The following is a 21,556-nucleotide window of genomic DNA, read 5'->3' as shown; positions in this document are numbered from 1 at the left end:
CCCCGACTGGAGGTGTGCACCGTGGTTAACTACGGTTACCGCATGAGAAAGACGGTGCCCGCTATTCAGATTTATGGCCGGTTTCTGTCGCTGCCCGATTCGCCGGTCCAGACGTCTCCTAACAGTGGCCGGAAAGTATGACACGGCGCATAATCGCGGGCTTGGTCACTTTCAACCCGGATATGGACCGACTCAGCGAGAACATCAACGCAGTACTCCCGCAAGTCGACGAGCTCGTAATATTCGACAACGCTTCGCTGGAGACGGATCGAATCTCTGCGATCGCGAAGGATTGTGGCGTCACGCTGCTCCGGGCTGGCTACAACAACGGACTGTCGCACGCATATAACCGGATCTTCGAGTACGCCGCCTCGAAGGCCGCGCAGTCGATCCTCCTCCTCGATCAGGATTCGGTGTGCTCGGACGGCATGGTGCGGTCCTTGGCAAGTTGCACCGAACCGGAGACCGCGATCGTCTCGCCACGAATCGTGGATCGAAATCTACGCGATGATCGCGATCAAGTTCCATCTGGAGTGGCGGAAGTTGATCACTGCATCACGTCAGGTTCTCTTTGTAGCCTGGAGGCTTGGAAGGCGGTGGGCGGATACGATGAACGTTTCTTCATAGATTTCACCGACTTCGATTTCTGTCTTCGACTTCGGGCGGCAGGATTTCTGATACTCAAGAACAACGCTGTAACGCTCTCACACGAACTCGGACAGATGCAGCAACATGGTCGGGTCATCGCCTATAACCACTCGGCATTCCGCAACTACCACATGGCTCGGGACATGATTTTCTATGCGAGGAAGCACAGAGCTGCGCCCCGGAACCTTAAGGTTCGTGGCCGTGGAGTGGTCATGACCTACGTGGTCCTATTGCGCAAGACGGCGATCGTCGGCGCCTTTGAACCAGATCGGGTTCGGCGAGTCTCCGCTTTGATCCGAGGGATGATCAGTGCCACCCTTCGCCGCGCGTAAAGACCGCTTCCGAGCGTTAGCGGGGCCGTCCGGGCTTTCGGTAGCGTCGCAAGCAATCGGCGTAGCGCAACTCTTCGGATTGCTGTGGCGGTACGGACCCAGTAATGCGACTGACGCCTACTTCTACTTATTCAACCTAGGTAGCCTGCCCGTACAAATACTCGTCGTAGGCGTCTTCTATCCGATGCTTCTGACGCAGTCCCGGGTTTCACGACGAGGGGCCCTGTGGTTCGCGGTTGGTGCGCCTCTGTGCGCGGTCACTGCCGTCGTCGCTGGCGGAGTTTGGTTGGCTCTGAGCGGCCGAGTTGATGGCGAGATTCCGCTGATCATCGCTTTGGCCGCCGTCAATGCACTAGTCCAGTCCTTGGTCTGGTATCGGGCCGTGGCGGCGGAGGCCGGCGGAACTGCGCACTGGATCGCTAGCGTCGCCCTCCCGGCCAATGCTCTCGCGGCACTCATTGTTCTCGTGCCCTGGGGATCTTCGACTAACACCGTAGTCGCCATGATCAGTTGCCTGGTGATTGGGAATGCTGGCTTACTCGCCGTAATGCTCAGATTTGACGTGGGCGGACCGGTCGTCAGGAATCTGCCGACGGTGCCGGCGGCGCGACAACGAGGCCACTGGTGGTTTCTGGCCAAGTCCGGCACGTCCTACGGCGGCCTAATGGTCGTTCAGAGTATCTCGTTGACGCTGCCACCCTCTGTCCTCACCATCTTATCTATACCCATGAAAATCGTCGGTGCGGTCGCGGCGACGTTTGTGAACGCATTGATGCCGCGGCTGGTGCATCAAGACACTGATTCGCCGCAGGCAGCCTTCCGGTTTCTCCGACAGGTGGTCGTGATACTCGGTTCGCTGGGCGCCTTCGGCGCATTGGCAACGAAGATTGTCGCGCCGGAACATACTGTTCCAGCCGTGATCGTGTGGCTTTGGTTGATCGCGTCCGCAGCAGGTGCTGTGGCACAGAGACTGGCATTCCGGTTCCTGCCACCCAGCTTCTCACGCATCACGATTGCTGTGGTTCCGGTCATCGTAGTGGGGGTCATGGTGTCCACGCAGTGGGCCGGTTTCGGACTAGTCGCGCTTCTATGCGCTTACGCGTTGGTCGATGCCGCCACGTCCTTCCTCCTACTGTTGTCGTTGAAGGATCGGCGCATGTCCTTGCTAACTGGTGGGCTGACGATGTCACTGGTAGCGATCTGGGTCGCAAGCCTTTGAGTCACAGTGCTGTCGGCGCCTGTCCTCAGTCCCCGATGCCGAAGGCTTCTATTAATGTGGAGCCGCCGCTTGGAGTCGCGCCTCGGGGCTGCGGGCGCGCGTTGCGTGAAGCGCCCTCAGGTTCTCCGCCGCTCCTCTGCGGATTTCGGTCGAGGGTCGCGTTTCAGGCGTGCTCGCACTCCACAAGTGGAGCGTTACCCAGGGCTCGGTGCCGCCACCGGCTGTTGTACTAATCGACCCGCCCGGCCGTCGCGAACTCCACGTCAGCGATGGTCGGGGGGATGAGCTCTGGTGTAAGACGGCGGCGTGGGTGCATTCGGCCTTGAAGCGGCAGTTGATCGTTTCCGTGAGGCGTGGTCGTAGACGTCCGACGGGCCTGTGGAGGAAATGTTCTTTCGGGATCGAGGTGCTCGGTCAAGTGAACCGACGCGTATTGGCTCGCTCCGAGCGTGGAAGTGGCAGATCAGCGGGACTGCCCACTCAACTAGTTGGCTCTCCGAAGTCACTATTGGGTGGGTCCGGTGACTCCCATCGGACTCGGCGGCCCCACCGAGACACCCACTTGACCGCGTCGGACGCTGAGAGCGCAACCACGAAGAAGGAGCCCAGTAGCAGCCCGACTACGGCATCTGGAATCGCCTTGAAGTCCATCGCCCGACGCTACGGGCAGGCAGGCAAATATCCGTAAAACCGTGGACGCGCCGGGTGATCGCCCGCGACCTGTAGCGGGCGCTCAACCCCGCGAGGCCACCCCCAGCTCAGGGATGCTCACTGACCCCGGCCCGGTTCCCCGAGGGAGACTCTTCGGCCGGCTCGCTGTCGCTGAGTTCGTCATCGCGCTTGGCCATCCCATATTTGGTCCGGATCTGCTTCTGGGCGTCCGCCAACTCCTTGATCAGACGCGCCTTGTCTCCCTCGAATGACATAGTCGAAGCATAGGCCCCGTTCGCCCCCGACCGCGTGCGTGGTGGCGAATTTCGGTAGTCGTCTGCGCAATAGGAGATGACGTTGCGCGAATAGGTGGCCATTCTCTCTGTGGCTTTCGCGGCCCTCCAGCCTGAAGTGACGACCTCTACCTCGTCTTGAACGAGCGAGAAGGCCCCTTGAACTGGATCGGCACGGGCTTGGCGTCGCAGGCCCGCCCGGCCCCCATTGGGCAGCAGGTGGAGGCACGTGGCGCCGCTGATCACATGGGGCCCGCCCGCAGCACTGAGGATGCAACACCATGCGCGGTCACGGAGCGTCGACAGGGCGCCTCCAGGCTCAGTGAACACCCGATGGCGTTGATGATCCCGACCGCAGATTCTCACAGGCTCCTAGATTGGTTGCCGATAGCCGGTGTTATTCGGCCTTTGTAGCAACGAAGACGGCTGAGTCATAGACACCGGCTCTTCGAGTGGAAATGGACGGAAGTTTGAGTTCTGTCTCGAAGCCGTGCTGACGGAGCTGATCGAAGATGTCATAACCGAAATTCCTATAGGCCAGCACTCGGTCCCGGATTGAGTCCCCGTGCCACTCCTCTTCCATGAGCAAGACGTCCGTGGGACCGGACGTGTCGACTCGTTGAACTGTCGGCCTGTCGTGGCTGTAGGGGACGGTAAATATGTGCTGCCCTCCCGGTCGAAGGACCCGCCGGATTTCGGCAAAACACGTGCTGGGGTGCCTCACATGCTCAAGCACGTCCTCGGTCACAACGAAATCTTGGGACTCATCCTCGTATGTCAGGTCGTGGAGGTCCTGGCAGGTGCTGTGACCGTCCGGAAGCACATCGCCCGGCTTGACGCCAGGCATGAACTCAGAGGTTCTCAGCCGCGGCATGCCGACCGCCAATCCCTTGAGAAGATATCCGGACGCTGCAGCAATGTAGACGTCCCGTTGGAGACCTCGGCGGCGTACCTCCGCGAGCGAGGCCGCCCCGAGCGCCTCCGCGAGGACAAGGGCGACGTGCCGATTTCGGCCGACCGATCGGCAACGAATGCACCGATACCCCCACCTCGGATTGTCTTTATCTGTCAGCAAGAAGACACTGACACTTCCGCAAATCGGACAACGCCCTACCGACGTTTGGGAAACGTTTCTAATGGCTGCGCTGGCAGATCCGCTCTTTCTCATGGCCCAAAGATAACGTGAGCAGACAGCGTGTCAGCGCGCCGTGCCCACGCAACACACCCGCCGTGACGGATCGCAGGCGGCGTGTGGGCGGTGAACTGGAGTCGCTCCGTCGCCGTCTGGCAGCTGCACGAGGGGGAAGGGCAACGACTGGCGAGACGGTCTCACCGGGCACGAGGTACTGCCCGGCATCACGCTGGTGCCGATGCCGGGACACTCCCGGGGCCATGCCGCGGTGGCCGTCGATGCGGGGGACCGCGGGTTGTTCATCCACGCGAGTGATGCCGCCTTCGACGTGACCGTCCTGCCTGGGCGCGACAAGCGGATCCTCGACGACCTGCGATAGATGGCGGGCGAGGTTCGGGCGTAGTGACCAAGGGGGCCAGCTAGGTGGTCTGTTTCCCGCGCACGTGGAACGCGGTGCGGTGGGGACAGATGCTGCCATTGCGCAGTCGGCACCGAAGGCGTGAGCGTCTCCACCATTTTTTCATAGCGCGACGCTATCGACGGAGATGTGGTAACTGGAAGTCACCGATGTGCCGGTGGGACAACATGCCTCGAATGCCGCGAAGTCCGGACGTGGGCGCGGAAAGGCCGGTGCGGCCGTGACGGATCGCACGCGCCGTTTGGGTGGCGAACTGGAGACGCGCTCCGTAAAGTTCGTTGCGCCAATCAATTGCCTTGGCTAACTAATTTTGCGTCTTTTTTCTGAGGTTGTGCCGCTGTGCCCACGTCCACCCGTCGTACCCACTACTGGGTGACGTTCGCCGTCCTTGCCGTCTCCGTCGCGTCCTACACGCTGATGCAGTCGTTGACCGTCCCGGTGCTGTCCGAGATCGAGGCCGAGTTCGACACCAACCAGAACACGGTCACCTGGGTGCTGACGGCGTATCTGCTGTCAGCGTCGGTCTTCACCCCCATCATGGGACGCCTCGGAGACGCGTACGGAAAGCAGCGCATGCTCGTGGTCTCACTCGCGGCGCTTGCGCTCGGCTCGCTGGCCGCCGCGCTGGCCCCGACCATCGGCCTGTTGATCCTGGCCCGGGTCATCCAAGGCGTCGGCGGCGGCGTGCTGCCGCTCGCGTTCGGCATCATCCGCGACGAGTTCCCGATCGAGAAGATCGGCGGAGCGGTCAGCATCGTGTCCTCGCTGCTCGCCGTCGGCTTCGGCGCCGGTATCGTCCTGGCCGGTCCGCTCACGTCGACCCTCGGCTTCCGCTGGCTGTTCTGGCTGCCGTTCATCGTCACCGCGGTCGCCGCCGTCGTTGCCGTGCTCGTGGTGCCCGAGTCTCCCGTGCGTACGCCCGGGCGCATCGCCGTGCTGCCCGCGGTGCTGCTGTCCGGCTGGCTCATCGCCCTGCTGCTCGGCCTGAGCCAGGCGCCCGACTGGGGCTGGGGGTCGCCCAAGGTCATCGGCCTTCTGGTCCTGGCCGTCGTGCTGCTCGCGGCCTGGATCCGCGTGGAGCTGGTCGTCGAGGTGCCGCTCATCGACATGAAGATGATGCGCCTGCCCGGGGTGTGGACCACCAACCTCGTCGCGCTGCTGCTGGGCGTGGGCATGTACGCCTCGTTCGGCTTCATCCCGCAGTTCAACCAGACGCCCAGCGAGAGCGGCTACGGCTTCGGGTCGTCGATCACCGAGTCCGGCATGATCCTGCTGCCGTCGGCCATCATGACCTTCCTGACGGGTCTCGTCGCGGCGCCCATCGCCCGACGGATCGGCCCCAAGACCGTCGTCGTGATCGGCTCGGTGCTGGGAGCGGTCGGCATGTTCCAGCTCGCGGCGTTCCACGACGAGAAGTGGCAGGTCGCCCTCGCCAACGGCATCACCGGAACGGGCATCGGCCTGGCGTTCGCCTGCCTCGCGGGTCTCATCGTCGCCGCGGTGACCCCGCAGCAGACGGGCGTGGCCAGCGGCATGAACGCCAACATCCGCACGATCGGTGGCTCGATCGGCACGGCAGTCATGGCCAGCATCGTCACGGCCCACGTCCTGCCCAGCGGCTTCCCCAAGGAGATCGGCTACACGGCCGGTTTCCTGGTGCTCGGCGGGGCGCTGCTCGCAGCCGCGATCGCCGGCCTGGTCATCCCCTCGGTGTCAGAGAAGAAGATCGCGAAGAAGCTCGACCAGGAACGCAACGACCGCGACCTGTCGATCATGGGCGCCTGAGCCGGACCACGCCTCGATGAAACCCCTCGGAAGCGCAACATCCTCGTCGCGTGGCACCATCGTGGTCCTCGCCGTCGGCGTCGGCTCCTTCGGACTGCTGCAGTCACTCATCGTCCCGGTGCTCTCCCAGGTTCAGGAGCGGTACGAGACCGATCAAGCGACCACGGCGTGGGTCCTGACGTCCTACCTGCTGGCGGCTGCTGTGGCCACGCCCCTGATCGGTCGCATCGGCGACGCCGTGGGCAAGCAGCGGATGCTGATCGTCACCCTCTCGATGCTGGCGATCGGCTCGGTCATGGCTGCACTCGCGCCAACGATCGGCTGGATGATCGTGGCGCGAGCGGTGCAGGGCATCGGCGGTGGCGTGCTGCCGCTGGCGTTCGGCGTCATCCGGGACGAGATCTCGCCTGCCAGGGCGGGCACCGCAGTCGGCATCGTCGCTTCGCTGGTCTCCGCCGCGTTCGGCATCGGCATCGTTCTGGCCGGGCCGATCGTCGACGTGCTGGGCTACACCTGGCTGTTCTGGCTGCCGGCGATCTCGACAGGGTTGGCCGCGATCGGCACCTGGTTCCTCATCCCGGAGTCACCCGTGCGGATGTCCGGGCGCATCAGCGTCATCCCCGCGGTGCTGCTGTCGGCTTGGCTCGTTCTCCTGCTGCTCGCCCTCAGCAAGGGCAACGACCTCGGCTGGGTCTCGGCTCCCACCTTGGGGATGCTCGCCGGTGCGGTGGTCATCTTCGCTGCGTGGATCAGCTCGGAGCACCGGGCCACGACGCCACTCATCGACGTCCGGCTCATGCGCACGCGCGGCGTCTGGACTGCCAATGTGGTGGCGCTGATGACCGGGTTGGGCACCTTCGCCTCGCTCGGATTCCTCCCGCAGATGCTGCAGACCCCGACCGAGTCGGGCTACGGCTTCGGCGCATCGATCTCGGAATCCGGGCTGATCCTGCTCCCGTCCTCCTTCATGGGCTTCGTGATGGGATTCGTCGCACCACGGATGGTGCGGCGGTTCTCCGCGCGCCGGGTCATCTTCGTGGGGCTGGTCTCCAACGCGGTTGCGTACGGGGCGGTGGCGCTGTTCCACGATCAGGTGTGGCAGGTCGCCACCTGGATGTTCTTGCAGGGTGTCGGATCGGGCTGTGTCGTCTCGAGCCTCGCGGTGGTCGTGCTCCGGTCAGTGCCGCCTGAGCAGACCGGGGCCGCCAGCGGCATGAACGCCAACATCCGTCTGGTCGGCGGGTCGCTCGGCACCGCGATGATGGCCGGTGTGATCACTGCCAGGACGGGGACCGGCGGCTTCCCGCTCGAGGTGGGATACCGCGATGGCTTCGTTGTGCTGGCCGTCGCTCTCATCGTGGCAACGGGGGTGGCGCTGCTGATCCCCGAGATGGGTCCCCGGTCGCAGGCGGCCGAGGACGCTGTCCGCGAGCCGCAGGTGGACGCGGCCCGGGCGCAGGTCTAGGCGCTACTTGGTGAACGCGACGGCGCTGATCACGGCGTCGAACTGCGACCAGTCGATCTGGCGACCCTCCGGAATTCGAACACGACAGAAGGGAATCGATAGTGAACCAGACCCGCTCGCTATGACGACGCGGCCGCCGCTTCATCACTTATGCGCTGCACGAGACAGCTCAAGACATAGACCTTGAGCGCTACCGGCAAGCCGCCGCTACCTCTACGCAATTCGTGGACGAGCACATGCCGCTAGTCATCGGCTTCCGTGGCCCTAGCCCTCTAGACACGAAAATCGATCTGCTGCGGTGGGCCCCCCACCAAGCCCCTGATGAAGGTCTGGTTTGGAGTTCGGTGTTGCAACCCGCCTCACGATGCGGGAGATCGCCGCTAACCGACTGCCCGCCCACGGCTTCGACTCGTTCGAGGGGCTTCCCGAGGCGAGGCGCGGAGGGTTCGCCAAAGGCGCGTTCGCGCAAGACCTGCCCGACGTGGGCGAGGCCGAGCTTCACCGAGGCGGGTTCGAGGATTCTCTGCCCGGATTTCTTGAGACTCACGACGGACCGATCGCGTTCGTGCACGAGGATGCCGACGTCTACTCGTCAACCAAAACGATCTTGGACCTGGCGTTCGACCGATTCGCACCAGGAACGATCATCCATATCGACGAGTACTTCAACTTTCCCGGGTGGCAGCAGCACGAGCACAAGGCGTTCACCGAGTTCCTCGAACGCTACGAGGGCGGCGCTGAGCACATCGGCTTCAACGCGCTCCACGAGCAGGTAGCGGTCCGCCTGACATGACACTCAACCATGCTATTCCCACTGCACGAGAGCCTACGTACTCCGCGGGGCGAGGCCCTTGACGCCGACCCGCGCGAGTGGCGCGGGGAGACGTCGGGCCCCTGCTGGGCGTGCGGGTCGGCGGGCAAACCGACTAATCCGACGACCATGTACGGGCCCGCTGGAAGACCAACCAGTTCTATGATTGAAGCGCGCGGACAGCGACGGCCGTGCCACTAATCCGTTCGGTCGATCTTCCCCGATTGCCCCCACCGTATTCCGGCTGCGGCGATACTGATCCCTATGCCGCAGACAAGAGACTCATGGGTCGACGTTACGAAGGGGGTCGCCATCGTTGGCGTCGTCCTGTTCCATGCGGTGTCGCTGGCCACTGCCGCAGGCCCAGACAGGCTCTGGACCGCGGCAGGTTACGGGTTGTTCGCATTCATCATGCCGGTCTTTTTCATGATGTCGGGGCTCTTCGCGGGCCGCCACCTCGATCTTCCTTGGCCCGAATATCTACGGGCACGGGTCTGGCCGATCGCATACCTGTGGGTGGCCTGGGGACTTCTGTATGCAGGGCTTCACGCCGTAACGGACGGTCGGCTCGGTGGGACTCTCTGGGACACCATCTCTCTGCAGACCACTCTCTGGTACCTCGCGGCGTTGGCAATGTACCTGGTCATAGCCCGCGCCGGTCGAGACGTTCCGGCATGGCTTCAAATAGCGGGCGCCACCGTAGTAGCGGCACCGTTTGCGATCTGGTTCCCGTTCGACGCATGGGGGCTCGGGCATACCCCACACTTCTACGTGGCGTTCGCAGTGGCCACCCTGTTTCCGGCACGACTCCTGGCGTGGGCTCGATCCGTTACGTGGCGAATGGTCCCCGGTTTACTGATGGCGTCGGCCGTGCTTGGCGCGGCGGTGCTGGCTGCTCCCCAGACGCGCAGCGTTGTGTACGCCCTGTCGCCCTTGCTTGTTGTGCCCATAGTGTTCGCGCTGTGCCGGCTACTGACCGCAACTGGTCGGACGGCGGAGGCGTTTGCGGCTCTCGGCGTCCAGTCGCTGGCTATTTATCTGATCCACCCGATCGTTCTGGAGACCTTCGGAGCGATAGTTGGCGACAGCGATTCCGCCCTGAGCGTGACATTTCCCATTGGCGCCACGCTCGCTTCTGTTGCTCTCGGGTATCTGATAGGTCGCACCCTCGGACGAGCACCTTGGATCTTTGCGCCACCGCCACGCCGAGCCGAGAGACTGTCCGCTCCATAATTGATCGACGCAGATCTCGGCGAGTCGGCACCGCTTGCGCGGGCGCAGGCGGCAATCCAGGGCGGGATCACACCGCGACTTCTTCGTGCTGGTCCTCGCTCTTGGCGTGGCGACCGGGCTGGCGCCGCTGGTCCCCTAGACGGCCCGTCAGCTGCGGGCGACCGCGGACACTGGGCGACTCCCACGTGGACGCGGTCTGGGAAGTACATCTAGCCCTACGCCAGGACGCTGCTCGCCGGCCGGGGGGCCATCTCCTTGCCCCGGCCGTACTCCTGGGTCGAGACGGGCGAGACCCGGGCCGGATCCGCCCCGGCCTCGGCGAACACGTCGCGGGCGATCTCGAACCAGCTGCGGGGCTCGCCACCGCTGGTGACGTGGTGGACGCCGTACGGTGCGGAGTCCGCGAGGAGGCCGCGGATCCCCGCGGCCAGGTCGCTCGTGTAGGTCAGCCGGCCCACCTGGTCGTCCACGACCGCGGGGTCCACGCCACGCTCGGCGAGCGACTGCATCGTGGCAATGAAGTTGGGGCCGTCGCCGACGACCCAGCTCGTCCGCACGATGTGGTGCTTGGGGACCGTCATGACGACCGCGTCGCCGGCGGCCTTGGTCTGGCCGTAGACACCGAGGGGTGAGAACAGCTCGTCCGTGGTGTGCTCGGGCGTCTCGCCGTCGAAGACGTAGTCGCTGGAGACGTGGACCAGGGTCAGGTCGTGGGCGATGGCCACGCGGGCCAGCTCGACGACGCCGTGCACGTTGATGCGCCACGCGTCGCGGCGGCCCTGGGGCGTCTCGGCCTCGTCGACCTTGGTGTAGGCCGCGGCGTTGATGACGGTGTCGAACTGCGACCAGTCGACCGACCCGTACGCGGCGAGGTCGGCGATGTCGAACTCGCTGCGCGACCACGCGGTGGCGTTAGGCAGCTGCGTGACCAGCTCGCGACCCAGCTGACCGTTCGCGCCGAGGATGAGGGTGCGGGGGCTGTCGGGGTCGCTGCCGGCCGGCTCGAAGACCATCGGGGTCAGGTCGGCCAGCCGGGGGTGGGCGCGGTCCTTGTCGGACAGCTCGGCGACCGCCAGCGGGATCGGCCAGTCGATCGCGACGGTCTCGTCGGCCAGGTTGAGGAACGTGTACTCGGCGTCGGGCGTCCAGTGCGCGTTGACGAGGTACGTGTACGCGGTCTTGGCCTCGAGGGTCTGGTAGGAGTTGCCGACCCCCTTGGGCACGAAGATCGCCTGTCCGGGGCCGAGCTCGGCGGTGAAGACCGTGCCAAAGCTGTCGCCCGCCCGCAGGTCGACCCAGGCACCGAAGATGCGTCCGGTCGCGACCGAGACGAACTTGTCCCACGGCTCGGCGTGGATGCCGCGGGTCGTGCCCACGGCTTCGTTGTAGGAGATGTTGTTCTGCACGGGGCCGAAGTCGGGCAGGCCGAGCGCGGTCATCTTCTCGCGCTGCCAGTTCTCCTTGAACCAGCCGCGGTTGTCCCCGTGGACAGGCAGGTCGAGCAGGAGGACGCCGGGGATCGAGGTCTCGTGGATCGTCAGGTCAGTGGACATGTCGCCTCGTTCGGGTGGCGTTCGGGTGGTGGGGGTGTCGCCTCGCTTCGCTCACGTCCTGGCGACCGGGGGTGGGGGGCGGGGTTGGGGGCATCAGTGGCCCAGTTGCTGGTACTTGGCCTCGGTCTGCGCCTTCTGCGGGCGCCACCAGGCCTCGTTGTCGCGATACCACTCGATCGTCGCGGCCAACCCGGCGCGGAAGTCGCTGAACGCGGGGGTCCAGCCCAGCTCGGCGCGCAGCTTGCTGGAGTCGATCGCATAGCGCAGGTCGTGCCCGGCCCGGTCGGTCACGTGGTCGTACGCGTCGGTCGGCAGGCCGCTGAGCTCGAGGATCAGCTCGATGACGGTCTTGTTGTCCTTCTCGCCGTCCGCGCCGATCAGGTACGTCTCGCCGATCTCGCCCTTGTCGAGGATCGTCAGGACGGCCGAGCTGTGGTCGTCGGCGTGGATCCAGTCGCGGACGTTGAGCCCTTCGCCGTACAGGCGCGGGCGGATGCCGTCGATGACGTTGGTGATCTGGCGGGGGATGAACTTCTCGACGTGCTGGCGCGGGCCGTAGTTGTTGGAGCAGTTGCTGATCGTCGCCTGCACGCCGAACGAGCGCACCCAGGCGCGGACGAGCAGATCGGAGCCGGCCTTGGTCGAGGAGTAGGGGCTCGACGGGTTGTAGGGCGTCTGCTCGGTGAACCGCGCCGGGTCGTCGAGCTCGAGATCGCCGTAGACCTCGTCGGTCGAGATGTGGTGGTAGCGCTTCTCGTGCTTGCGCACGGCCTCCAGCAGCACGTACGTGCCGATGATGTTGGTCTGCAGGAACGGGGAGGGATCGTGCAGCGAGTTGTCGTTGTGCGACTCCGCAGCGAAGTGCACGACCGCGTCGTGATCGGGGACGAGCCGGTCGACGAGCTCGGAATCGGCAATGTCACCCACGACCAGCGTGACCCGATCGGCCGGCAGACCGGCCAGCGACGCTTCGTTGCCGGCGTACGTCAGCTTGTCCAGGACGGTGATGGCCAGGTCGGTGTGGTCGACGAGGTGGTGCACGAAGTTCGATCCGATGAACCCCGCGCCACCCGTGACGAGAACGTTGCGCATGTGGCAGAGGTTACCTTTGTCGACGGCCTGTCTGACATCCGGAGCCCGTAGGCTGCGTCACATGAAGGGCATCATCCTGGCCGGCGGCACTGGCTCACGTCTCCACCCCGTCACCCAAGGCATCAGCAAGCAGCTCGTGCCGGTCTATGACAAGCCGATGATCTACTATCCGCTCTCAACGCTGATGTCGGCCGGCATCCGAGACATCCTCATCATCACCACGCCGCACGACGCCGACCAGTTCGAGCGCCTGCTGGGCGACGGCAGCCAGTTCGGCATCTCGCTGACGTACGTGCAGCAGCCCTCGCCCGACGGCCTGGCCCAGGCGTTCATCCTCGGCGCTGACCACATCGGCGACGACTCGGTCGCGCTGGTGCTGGGCGACAACATCTTCTACGGCTCCGGCGTGGGCACCAAGCTCCAGCGGTTCCAGGAGATCGACGGCGCGTTCGTGTTCGGCTACCGGGTCGCGGACCCCACCGCGTACGGCGTGGTCGAGTTCGACGAGTCCGGACGGGCGATCTCGCTGGAGGAGAAGCCGGCCGAGCCACGCAGCAACTACGCGATCCCCGGGCTGTACTTCTACGACAACGACGTCATCGGCCACGCGCGCGACCTCAAGCCGTCCGCGCGCGGCGAGCTCGAGATCACCGACCTCAACCGCATCTACATGGAGCTCGGCAAGCTCAACGTCGAGGTGCTGCCGCGCGGCACGGCGTGGCTCGACACCGGGACGTTCGACGACCTCAACGACGCGTCCAACTTCGTCCGCACCGTCGAGAAGCGCCAGGGCCTCAAGATCGCGTGCCCCGAGGAGATCGCCTGGCGACTCGGCTTCCTCACCGACGACGAGCTGCGCCAGCGGGCCGCCCCCCTGGTCAAGAGCGGCTACGGAAGTTACCTACTAGGACTGCTAGAAGGATGATCTGGGCGGAATGAGACACACGCTCTCAATTGGCCAGCCGTGGCGGTTAGACTCAGTCGACCTGCCAGTCGGCACATCTCGGATGGAGCACCAGTGGACCTGCGCGACTACCTGAAAGTCCTTCGCACCCGATGGTTCTCGATAGCCATCTGCGGACTCGTTGTGCTTGGGATAGCCGCCCTCCTGACCTGGCGGGCGACCCCTCAGTACGCGTCGTCCGCTCGCCTGTTCGTATCGACGCAGGGATCGACTGATGACGCGCAGGCGAACCAAGGCGGCCAGTTCTCGGTTCAGAGGGTGAAGTCCTACGCGGATCTGCTCACGGGGCAGGCGATCGCAAGACGCGTCATCGATGACCTCGGACTCGAAGAATCCCCCTCCGCACTCGCTGGACAGATCTCCGCATCGTCGAAGCTAGACACTGTTATTTTGGCCGTAACAGTCACCGACCCTGACCCTGAACGAGCCCGTCTTCTCAGCGACGCTGTCGCGAGAGTATTCGTCGAATATGTGGCAGAGCTTGAAACGCCGCCTGGGCGAGACGAGGCGACAATCAAGGCAACGATCGTCGACCCGGCGTCGGTGCCCGGCTCGCCCATCTCTCCCCAGCCAATGCGCAACATTTCGCTCGGCCTTCTGATCGGTCTGCTTCTCGGGGCGGGGGTCGCACTCCTCCGCGAAACGCTTGACACCACCATCAAGTCCACACGCCAACTTGAGTCCCTCGTCGACGCCCCCATCGTCGGCACCATCAGCTTCGCTTCTGACGCCGTCGATACTCCGCTGATCACTGGCCTAGACACCTACGCCCCGCGGGCCGAGGCCTTCCGAGTGCTGCGCACCAACTTGCAGTTCATCGACCCGGACATCGAACGCAAGGTGTTCGTCGTCACAAGTTCGCTTCCCGGCGAGGGCAAGACCACCACGGCCATCAATCTGGCGCTGGCGCTGGCGGAGGGCGGCGAGCGGGTCGCGCTTGTGGAAGCAGACTTGCGGCGTCCGAAGATCGCCGAGTACCTCCGCGTCGAGTCCAACGTCGGTCTGACCACGGTCCTGATCGGTCGGCTGGCTCTCGACGATGCGTTGCAGCCCTCCGCGCGCGCGGGCCTCACCGTGCTGACCAGCGGCTCGACGCCGCCCAACCCGGCCGAACTCCTGAAGTCGACCTCGATGACCAATGTCATCGCATCCTTGCGCGAGCAGTTCGACATCGTGCTCATTGACGCCCCGCCACTTCTCCCGGTGACGGATGGTGCACTCCTGGCCGCCGAGGCCGACGGCGCACTGCTCGTGGTACGTCACGGGAAGACCACGTCCGACCAGGTGACTGTTGCGGTCGAGCGCCTCGAAGCCGTGGGAGCCAGGCCCGTGGGCGTCATCTTCAACATGCTCCCGCCTAGAGGTGGGGACGGTTACGGATACGGATACGGATATGCGCCAGAGGCCGGGGCGCATACCGAGACGACCAGTAGCGGAATGCGTGATACAGATCACACGTCATCCTCGACGACTACATAGAGACTGCAATACCAGTAAAAAGCAGCCATGCCGACCCTGGAATTGGGACAGGTTGTTTCTCTTGTGTAAACTTTGTTGACATCCGTTCACCTACAGGGCCTTTGTCCCCTAGTCTTGAGCGAGCATCATTCGGGAAGTATCTGCACATGGCTTCAATGCCAGGAGAAGGAACACCATGAAGAAGACAGCAATCGCGCTGTTCGCGTCGCTGGCCTTGGTTCTCGGCATGGGAGCCCTGGGCAGCACCGCTAACGCGGCGTACCCCAACACCGTCGCCACGAGCGTGTCGGCCGCCAGCAAGTCCGTCAACGAAGGCTCCACGTTCAAGGTCACCGCCAAGGTGAACGCGGGCAACGCCACCGTCGGTGGCCGCGTCACGGCCGTGTTCAACGGCAAGAAGTACAACGCCAGCCTGAGCGGTGGACGCGCGACCCTGTTCATCAAGGCCCCGAAGGTCAAGAAGACGACGGTCAAGACCCTCCGCCTCAACTACAAGCCCTACCAGGGCTCGATCTACAAGGCCAGCAGCACTTCGGTCTCGGTGAAGGTCAAGAACAAGAAGTAATCTCGACTCTGTCGAACAACACAGGAGTGGGGCTGCCATCGGCGGCCCCACTTCTGCTTTGCACCAAACTGGAAGACGAAGGGGAGTGCTGACGTGGCACGCACGCAAGACTCGGGACAGCCGAGGACCAACAGCAACCGGCGTAAATGGGTCATCCTGGCAGGGGTCGTGGGTCTCGTCGCCGTCGTGGTGGCAGGTCTCGGGCTCTACGCCTACAGCAAGCTCTCGTCAGCGCGAGATGACCTCAACTTGGCCACTACCGACGCGAGCGCCCTGCAGGACGCACTGACCGCTGGCGACCAGGTGAGCGCAAAGACCAAGCTGGCAGACCTGCAGGCGCACGTCGGCTCTGCTGAGTCGAGCCTTGACAGCCCCGTTTTGTCACTGACCGCTAAGACTCCCTACTTCGGCAAGAACATCAAGGCCGTACGCACCGTGAGCGAGGCGGTGCGCACCGTCGCGGACGAAGGCTTGCCCCCCTTGGTCGACGTCGCTGACAAGTTCAACGCCAAGACGTTCAACCCCAAGGGCGGACGCATCGACATCGACGCCCTCGCCGCGCTGAACCCAGCGCTCACCAAGTCGTCAGCCGCCATCGACAAGGCAGACGAGCAGATCCGCAGCGTCGACGCCTCCTCGCTGCTCGGCCAGCTCCAAGACCCCGTCTCTGACGCTCAGGACAAGATCGGCGACGCGGCGAGCATCGCCTCGCGCGCCACGGTCGCGTCCCGCGTCGTGCCCGAGATGATGACTGGCAAGCACACCTATCTTTTGCTCTTCCAGAACAACGCTGAGATCCGCGCGACCGGAGGCCTGCCCGGAGCGTTCGCGGGCCTGCAGGTCGACAACGGCACCGTCAAGCTGGTCGGCCAGGGCGCAGGCGCCGACTACGGGGAGCGTCCCCGCAATGCGACGCCGCTCAGTGCCGAGGAGAGCAAGCTGTTCTCCACCAAGATGGTGCGCGACTTCCGCGACGTGAACTTCACCCCCGACTTTCCCCGTGCCGCCGAGATAGCGGCGGCGTTCATCAAGAACGAGCGGGGTGTTGACGTCGACGGTGTGCTGTCCATTGATCCAGTCACCTTGTCGTACGTGCTCGAGGCCACCGGTCCGATCGACCTCGAGGACGGCACCCGCCTCACGGCGGACAACGCCGTGGAGGTGCTGCTCAACGGCGTCTATGTCAACTACCCGGACGGTGCCGAGCAGGACGCCTTCTTCGCGAGCGCGACGGACAAGATCTTCGACGAGGTTCTCTCCGGTGCGGGCGACCCGACTGCGCTGCTCAAGGCCCTGACGCGTGCGACCAACGAACGTCGAGTTTCCCTGTGGACGCCCGACGAATCAATCACAAAGGACATCGCGGGCACTCGGATCGCGAACGCCTTGCCGACCGGCAAGGAGGACAGCCCGGCGATCGGTTTCTACCTGAACGATGCCACTGGCGCGAAGATGCAGTACTACCTCAACTACGGCGTCAAGGGAAAGGCGACGAAGTGCGCGGACGGTGTCCAGTCGTATGCGACGGAGATGACGCTGCAGTCGACCGCACCGGCGGACTCCGCGACGCTGCCGGACTCGATCCGCGGCCCCGGTTTCGGTGCGGAGCCGGGCTCGATGCTGGTGAACCTGTATCTCTACGGTCCTGATGCCGGCAAGATCAGCACTGTCCGGATCGACAACGAGCCGACGACGTTCACCCGCGCGAAGCACGACGGCCGCCCGGTCATCATCCTCACGGTCCAACTCGACCCGGGCAAGACCGTGACGGTGCAGTCGTCGATCGCCAGCGGCAAGGGACAGTCCGGAGACACGACGGTCAGTTCGACGCCGTCGATCGTTCCGGGCGCGTCGGTGCAGACGTGGAAGAGCGCCTGCTGACCCCTGCCACCACCCGACCGCGGGCTCCTGGGACTTGGTCCCGGGAGCCCGCGGTCACATGTGATGGGTCAGGGCTGCATCCAGGACTTGCCATCATCGGTGCTGACGTAAGGCTGGTCGGCGACGACGGCGGTGAGACCGTTGACTGTGGCGCTGATGGCCTGGGCGGGGTCGCCGGCGATGCAGCCGCCGGGCGTCCAGGTGACGCCGCCGTCGGTGGTGGAAAACTGGTTGGCGCCGCAGCCGCTGTAGCGCGCGAGGGCGTAGCCCTTGCTGGGCGTGATGAACGTGGCCACACGGACGTTGTCGAGGCGCCCGAGAGTCACCCACGTCTTGCCGTTGTCGCCCGAACCCCGCACCGTGCCGTTGGCGCACGAGACGCGACCCGACTCGGGGGTCACCTGACTGACCGAAGTCACGACGCAGCCGGCGCCGACGGACGACGTGCCCGCGGGGGTGACGACGTTCCGGGTGGAGTCAGCCGAGGGATACCAGAGGTCGATCTCCTTGACCTCGTCCCACGTCCGGCCGCTGTCCGTCGAGGTGAGCTGCCGGGCCTTGCAGTCCTCGTCGGTGCCGACGACGGTGATCGACGCTGCGCCGGTCGTCCGGACGCTCAGGGTCGTGGTGAGTCCGGTCTTGGCCGGAGCGTAGTCCTCGCCACCGTTGGTGGACACCGACACCTCGGCGTCCTTACCTGCCGTGCACCGTCCACGAGTGCCGTAGACGATCGTGCCGTCGTTGGCCGACGCGAGCGCGACCGCGGCGGACGCCCGGAAGGAGTAGTCCACCTGCGTCGGGGCCGAAGCCGTCTCTGAAGTGGTCGCCCCGACGGGTGACGGGCTCGGCGTCCCCGTTGCCGGGGCCGCGGCGGGCAGATCGGATGAGGGAGGCGCGCCGTTGACGTGCCGCACGGCTCCGACGACGAGGACGACGTCCACGATCCCGAAGGCGATCAGCAGGGCGAGGCCGAGTCGTTTGCTCACCCGCCGATCCTACGGGCGCGAGGGGGCGTGCGGGGGCACGCTCGTGTGATCTGTCCCAACAGCGGCACAATCAAGTTCACGGGCGTCGGCGGCTCGGCGGTGCCGTCCGTTGCCGCGTCTCGCATTTTTCCTACGACCTGGATATCAGTTGCAGTGCGCCACAGTGGGCACGGACCAGCCGTTCACGAGTTGTCAGAAGGAGGCCTCTCGCACGTGTATCCCAAGGGACCTACATCGCCCAGCTCAGTCAGGTATTGGACCCCTCTGTTGCTGCCAAGATTGAGACGCTCGAGAACACTGACGTCAGCATCGGGCCAAGACTTACACCGGCCTTGAGGGCCTCCGCTCCACGACATGGTTCGGCATCGGTACTGGCGTCGGCTCGGCGCGTCTCCTTCTACCAGAACAGCATCGTCAACGGGGCAACGATGGGCGAACCTCCTGTCCTCGGGCGGCAGCGACAATTACATCGGCCACTAGGCCGGCATCAAGTTCCAAGGCCGCTTCGCGGGACGGATGCGGTCGCGCGTCGCCACCGTCGCGTCCGGCTCGAAGAACCTCACGCTGACGACAGGTGTCACCACTCCGATCGAGGTTGGCTGGACCATCAACATCCCCGGCGCTGGACCGGGTGGCGCTCCGCTCATGACGCGCGTCGAGAGCGTTACCGACGCGACCCATGTCGTCCTGGCCGCTACGTCCAGCACGAGCGCCACGGGTGTCACGGTCCGCATCGCTCGGGCCCGACCCCGAGTTCGTGTTCGGCACGGCGGACTTTGTCACCACCGACGCGGCAGCGGGCTCGCGGCCCGGGAGCGACCATTTCTTGGCCGACTCGTAAAGATTCGTCTACACCGCAGGCGCGCAGTTCAGACGATCCAGGCTTGCAGACGGAGGGCGCGCTCAACGCAGCCGGCGCGCAAACGGAGAGGTTGTACTCACACTTTGGCGCCATTCGCGATCTCGGCAGCGTGCCTTGGCCGACGAGAGCTACGGCATCTATGTCAACGGCTCCAAGCCGGCCGGTCGACACTCCACTACGCCTCCGGGTCGCTAGCGGAGCGACGCGACTGGACGACGCCCCTGAGGTCTGGAACCCGACACCGACGAGGTCGATCTGATGGTTCGCGCACCACTTGGTGCCACCGGGCCCGGCCAGACGATCTTGAACGAGGGCAACTCCACCGCGCAGATCATCGTCGGCCCGGTTTCAGGTCGCCTGCACGGCATCAGCCTCGGCCGGGCAACGACGCCGGGCTGCGCCGGTCTGGCGCTGGATCTATCGAGTCCAGCGCCAAGTTCAAGTGGCTGGCCGCCAATGACACTGCAGGAACGCTGCGGGAGGGACCAAGAAGTTCGGCGTCATCGGTTCAGACGGCGTCACCCACTATCTGACAGGACAGGCCGCCTGATGCGGGGAACCATGCATCTCCTGAACCAGGCGGTGAGGCACTGACGCAGACCAACACGGAAATCGGCAACCCCCCACAAACTATTCGAGCAGGCCAACGCGGAGAACGAGGAACTGCGGAAGTCAACCCCCGCACCGTAGTATCAGCGCATGCCGCTCGACATCCTGCTCATCTTCGCGGCTGCGGCATTCGTCGGAGGCGCGGTGATGGTGTCCCACCGCAGCGGCAACGACTTAATGACCTTCGCAGTCGGCGCATCGGCCGGGCTGATCGATCTACGCATCGGCCGTTTCCATGTGTTCACCATCCTCGTGGTTTTGTGGCTGATACCCCGCCTACTGAACCGGCGGGCGGTCGCAGAGAGCAAGATGCCATTGGTACTGATCGGCTGCTCCGCCATCTTGGCCACGTCGGCGCTGCTCGGCGACTTGGTCAACAGCAGCTCGCTGGTCATACAACTCATGGTGCTCACCCTCAGTGGCGTCATCCTGGCGCTATGGGTACAGCCTCGCGAGGTGGCCGTCATGCTGCGGGGACTGCTCACGATCTGCACGTTCGCGTCCGTCTTCGCGATGGGGCAGGTAGCAGGCATCATTCCCGTCGAGGTATGGCACGCCAACGTCAGCAGCATCGGTCGACCTGTTGGCATCTACCCCGAACCCGACTGGCTGGGCCTCTTCGCCGCCATCGGCGTGGTCCTTGCCTGGCGATCCGTGGACCAGAAGCGATGGCTCTACCCGCTGGTCATGATCAACGGCGCTGTCTTTGTGCTGGCGTTCGCTCGGGCGGCGTGGGTGGCCGCCGTTGTGGCCGTCGTCGCGTACTACGCGGTTGGGCTGTTGATCAAGAACAAGGAGCATTCGGCAAAGCGTCGTGGGCGGGTTATCCCCTTGGTGCTCGTCGCACTCATCTTCGGCGGGACAGCCCTCGCGGCGATGCCCGCTCTGCGCGCGGACCTGACGACACGGCTCTCGCGCACGGTGAGCCTCGATCAAGATGATGCGTCTGGCAGGGCGCGCATCCAGCAGACCGAGGGTCTGTTGTTCCTCGCGAGCGAGTCACCTTGGCACGGGCGAGGACTGTCTGCGGCCGGCCGAGTGGGCGTCTCCGGGCTGCTCTACACGGCCGAGCAGTCTCAAAACAACGTGGCCAGCAACTGGATACTCGGGAACTGGGTCGACGGCCGGTTCCTAGCTCTACCCTTCATGGCATTCATGATCGGGCTGGCGGCCGTCACGGCTCGCACCATACCCGGACAAATCCTTGTGATTGTGCTGGTTAACAGCTTCTTCTCCAACGCCACATACTTCCCGATCGCCTGGCTCGCGGTCGGTTTGGCGTTAACTCAGCTATCGGCCTCGGCTAGGACGACGCCGTCTGGTGCGACCAGCCGGGCTCCAGACAGGCTGCTCGCGAGGTCTCGCTCAGCGGCCACAGTGCCTGCCAAGATCCCGGCCACGAAGTAGGGATCCCCGTCCGCGGTCGGCTCGTACGGGACGTCGAGTTTCCCCTTTGTCTACGCGACTACGCAATGCCGCATGCCCATCCGTCCGACGACCCGCAGGGCCGTCCATACCCGTCGTTGGAATATGCGGCCTCCCAGATTAGGTCTGCGTCGGCGGTCCTGGACGAAGGCA

At 64.7% G+C, this 21,556-nt stretch carries 17 protein-coding genes; 12 read left to right on the top strand and 5 right to left on the bottom strand.

Going from position 1 to position 21,556, the window contains the following annotated elements; genetic code table 11:
* Window positions 1-161 precede the first annotated feature (161 nt).
* Window positions 162-980 carry a glycosyltransferase gene (locus GEV26_RS00775; protein WP_194839918.1) on the top strand — a complete coding sequence of 273 codons (819 nt, stop codon included), beginning with the start codon at window positions 162-164 and terminating at the stop codon, window positions 978-980.
* Window positions 958-2,199, top strand: a complete 1,242-nt coding sequence (locus GEV26_RS00770) for a hypothetical protein (RefSeq protein WP_194839917.1) — start codon at window positions 958-960, stop codon at window positions 2,197-2,199. Before GEV26_RS00775 ends, GEV26_RS00770 begins: the two co-directional genes overlap by 23 nt.
* 758 nt (window positions 2,200-2,957) lie before the next feature.
* On the opposite strand, the gene GEV26_RS00765 is transcribed toward GEV26_RS00770, so the two are convergent.
* Entirely contained in the window at window positions 2,958-3,125 is a 168-nt protein-coding gene (locus GEV26_RS00765) for a hypothetical protein (RefSeq protein WP_153651299.1), read from the bottom strand.
* Between the two features lie 415 nt (window positions 3,126-3,540).
* Entirely contained in the window at window positions 3,541-3,990 is a 450-nt protein-coding gene (locus tag GEV26_RS18200; RefSeq protein ID WP_424923854.1) for a class I SAM-dependent methyltransferase, read from the bottom strand.
* Between the two features lie 523 nt (window positions 3,991-4,513).
* Here GEV26_RS18200 and GEV26_RS17955 point away from each other — a divergent pair.
* The 5 genes from GEV26_RS17955 (at window position 4,514) to GEV26_RS00735 (ending at window position 9,987) form a co-directional block, all read left to right on the top strand.
* Window positions 4,514-4,654: a hypothetical protein gene (locus GEV26_RS17955; RefSeq protein WP_208430996.1), complete on the top strand. Its 141-nt coding sequence runs from the start codon at window positions 4,514-4,516 to the stop codon at window positions 4,652-4,654.
* A 378-nt stretch (window positions 4,655-5,032) separates the two neighbouring features.
* Window positions 5,033-6,478, top strand: a complete 1,446-nt coding sequence (locus GEV26_RS00750) for an MFS transporter (protein ID WP_153651297.1) — start codon at window positions 5,033-5,035, stop codon at window positions 6,476-6,478.
* A gap of 16 nt (window positions 6,479-6,494) precedes the next feature.
* A complete protein-coding gene (locus GEV26_RS00745) occupies window positions 6,495-7,943 on the top strand; it encodes an MFS transporter (protein WP_153651296.1) in 1,449 nt (482 codons plus the stop codon).
* A 334-nt stretch (window positions 7,944-8,277) separates the two neighbouring features.
* Window positions 8,278-8,736 carry a class I SAM-dependent methyltransferase gene (locus GEV26_RS00740; RefSeq protein WP_194839916.1) on the top strand — a complete coding sequence of 153 codons (459 nt, stop codon included), beginning with the start codon at window positions 8,278-8,280 and terminating at the stop codon, window positions 8,734-8,736.
* Between the two features lie 282 nt (window positions 8,737-9,018).
* Window positions 9,019-9,987, top strand: a complete 969-nt coding sequence (locus tag GEV26_RS00735; RefSeq protein WP_153651294.1) for an acyltransferase family protein — start codon at window positions 9,019-9,021, stop codon at window positions 9,985-9,987.
* A 215-nt stretch (window positions 9,988-10,202) separates the two neighbouring features.
* Here the strand turns inward: GEV26_RS00735 and GEV26_RS00730 are convergent, their stop codons facing one another.
* Complete coding sequence (locus GEV26_RS00730; RefSeq protein WP_153651293.1) at window positions 10,203-11,540, bottom strand: sugar nucleotide-binding protein; 1,338 nt, start codon at window positions 11,538-11,540, stop codon at window positions 10,203-10,205.
* A gap of 93 nt (window positions 11,541-11,633) precedes the next feature.
* Window positions 11,634-12,632 carry a dTDP-glucose 4,6-dehydratase gene (gene rfbB, locus GEV26_RS00725; protein WP_153651292.1) on the bottom strand — a complete coding sequence of 333 codons (999 nt, stop codon included), beginning with the start codon at window positions 12,630-12,632 and terminating at the stop codon, window positions 11,634-11,636.
* 61 nt (window positions 12,633-12,693) lie between these two features.
* Here rfbB and rfbA point away from each other — a divergent pair, with 61 nt between their 5' ends.
* From rfbA to GEV26_RS00705, 4 genes are all read left to right on the top strand, one after another.
* Complete coding sequence (gene rfbA / locus GEV26_RS00720; protein ID WP_153651291.1) at window positions 12,694-13,557, top strand: glucose-1-phosphate thymidylyltransferase RfbA; 864 nt, start codon at window positions 12,694-12,696, stop codon at window positions 13,555-13,557.
* 93 nt (window positions 13,558-13,650) lie between these two features.
* Window positions 13,651-15,075: a tyrosine-protein kinase domain-containing protein gene (locus GEV26_RS00715; RefSeq protein WP_153651290.1), complete on the top strand. Its 1,425-nt coding sequence runs from the start codon at window positions 13,651-13,653 to the stop codon at window positions 15,073-15,075.
* A gap of 175 nt (window positions 15,076-15,250) precedes the next feature.
* Window positions 15,251-15,640, top strand: coding sequence for a hypothetical protein (locus GEV26_RS00710; RefSeq protein ID WP_153651289.1), 390 nt, complete (start codon window positions 15,251-15,253; stop codon window positions 15,638-15,640).
* 93 nt (window positions 15,641-15,733) lie between these two features.
* Window positions 15,734-17,521: a DUF4012 domain-containing protein gene (locus tag GEV26_RS00705; protein WP_153651288.1), complete on the top strand. Its 1,788-nt coding sequence runs from the start codon at window positions 15,734-15,736 to the stop codon at window positions 17,519-17,521.
* A gap of 68 nt (window positions 17,522-17,589) precedes the next feature.
* Here the strand turns inward: GEV26_RS00705 and GEV26_RS00700 are convergent, their stop codons facing one another.
* Window positions 17,590-18,507: a WD40/YVTN/BNR-like repeat-containing protein gene (locus GEV26_RS00700; RefSeq protein ID WP_153651287.1), complete on the bottom strand. Its 918-nt coding sequence runs from the start codon at window positions 18,505-18,507 to the stop codon at window positions 17,590-17,592.
* 1,561 nt (window positions 18,508-20,068) lie between these two features.
* Here GEV26_RS00700 and GEV26_RS00695 point away from each other — a divergent pair.
* The gene (locus tag GEV26_RS00695; RefSeq protein ID WP_153651286.1) at window positions 20,069-21,385 is read left to right on the top strand and encodes an O-antigen ligase family protein; all 1,317 of its coding nucleotides are present in this window, start codon (window positions 20,069-20,071) and stop codon (window positions 21,383-21,385) included.
* Window positions 21,386-21,556 lie beyond the last annotated feature (171 nt).

It is taken from the genome of Aeromicrobium yanjiei, from assembly GCF_009649075.1.
Lineage (GTDB): Bacteria > Actinomycetota > Actinomycetes > Propionibacteriales > Nocardioidaceae > Aeromicrobium > Aeromicrobium yanjiei.
Note: the sequence above shows the minus strand (reverse complement) of the source record. Positions and strands in the feature narration are given on the sequence as shown.

Coding starts and splice junctions, on each gene's coding strand:
- GEV26_RS00735 (WP_153651294.1), top strand. CDS start 9,019: ATGCCGCAGACAAGAGACTCATGGGTCGACGTTACGAAGGGGGTCGCC.
- rfbB (WP_153651292.1), bottom strand. CDS start 12,632: ATGCGCAACGTTCTCGTCACGGGTGGCGCGGGGTTCATCGGATCGAAC.
- rfbA (WP_153651291.1), top strand. CDS start 12,694: ATGAAGGGCATCATCCTGGCCGGCGGCACTGGCTCACGTCTCCACCCC.
- GEV26_RS18200 (WP_424923854.1), bottom strand. CDS start 3,990: ATGCCTGGCGTCAAGCCGGGCGATGTGCTTCCGGACGGTCACAGCACC.
- GEV26_RS17955 (WP_208430996.1), top strand. CDS start 4,514: ATGCCGGGACACTCCCGGGGCCATGCCGCGGTGGCCGTCGATGCGGGG.
- GEV26_RS00710 (WP_153651289.1), top strand. CDS start 15,251: ATGAAGAAGACAGCAATCGCGCTGTTCGCGTCGCTGGCCTTGGTTCTC.
- GEV26_RS00695 (WP_153651286.1), top strand. CDS start 20,069: ATGCCGCTCGACATCCTGCTCATCTTCGCGGCTGCGGCATTCGTCGGA.
- GEV26_RS00765 (WP_153651299.1), bottom strand. CDS start 3,125: ATGTCATTCGAGGGAGACAAGGCGCGTCTGATCAAGGAGTTGGCGGAC.
- GEV26_RS00745 (WP_153651296.1), top strand. CDS start 6,495: ATGAAACCCCTCGGAAGCGCAACATCCTCGTCGCGTGGCACCATCGTG.
- GEV26_RS00730 (WP_153651293.1), bottom strand. CDS start 11,540: ATGTCCACTGACCTGACGATCCACGAGACCTCGATCCCCGGCGTCCTC.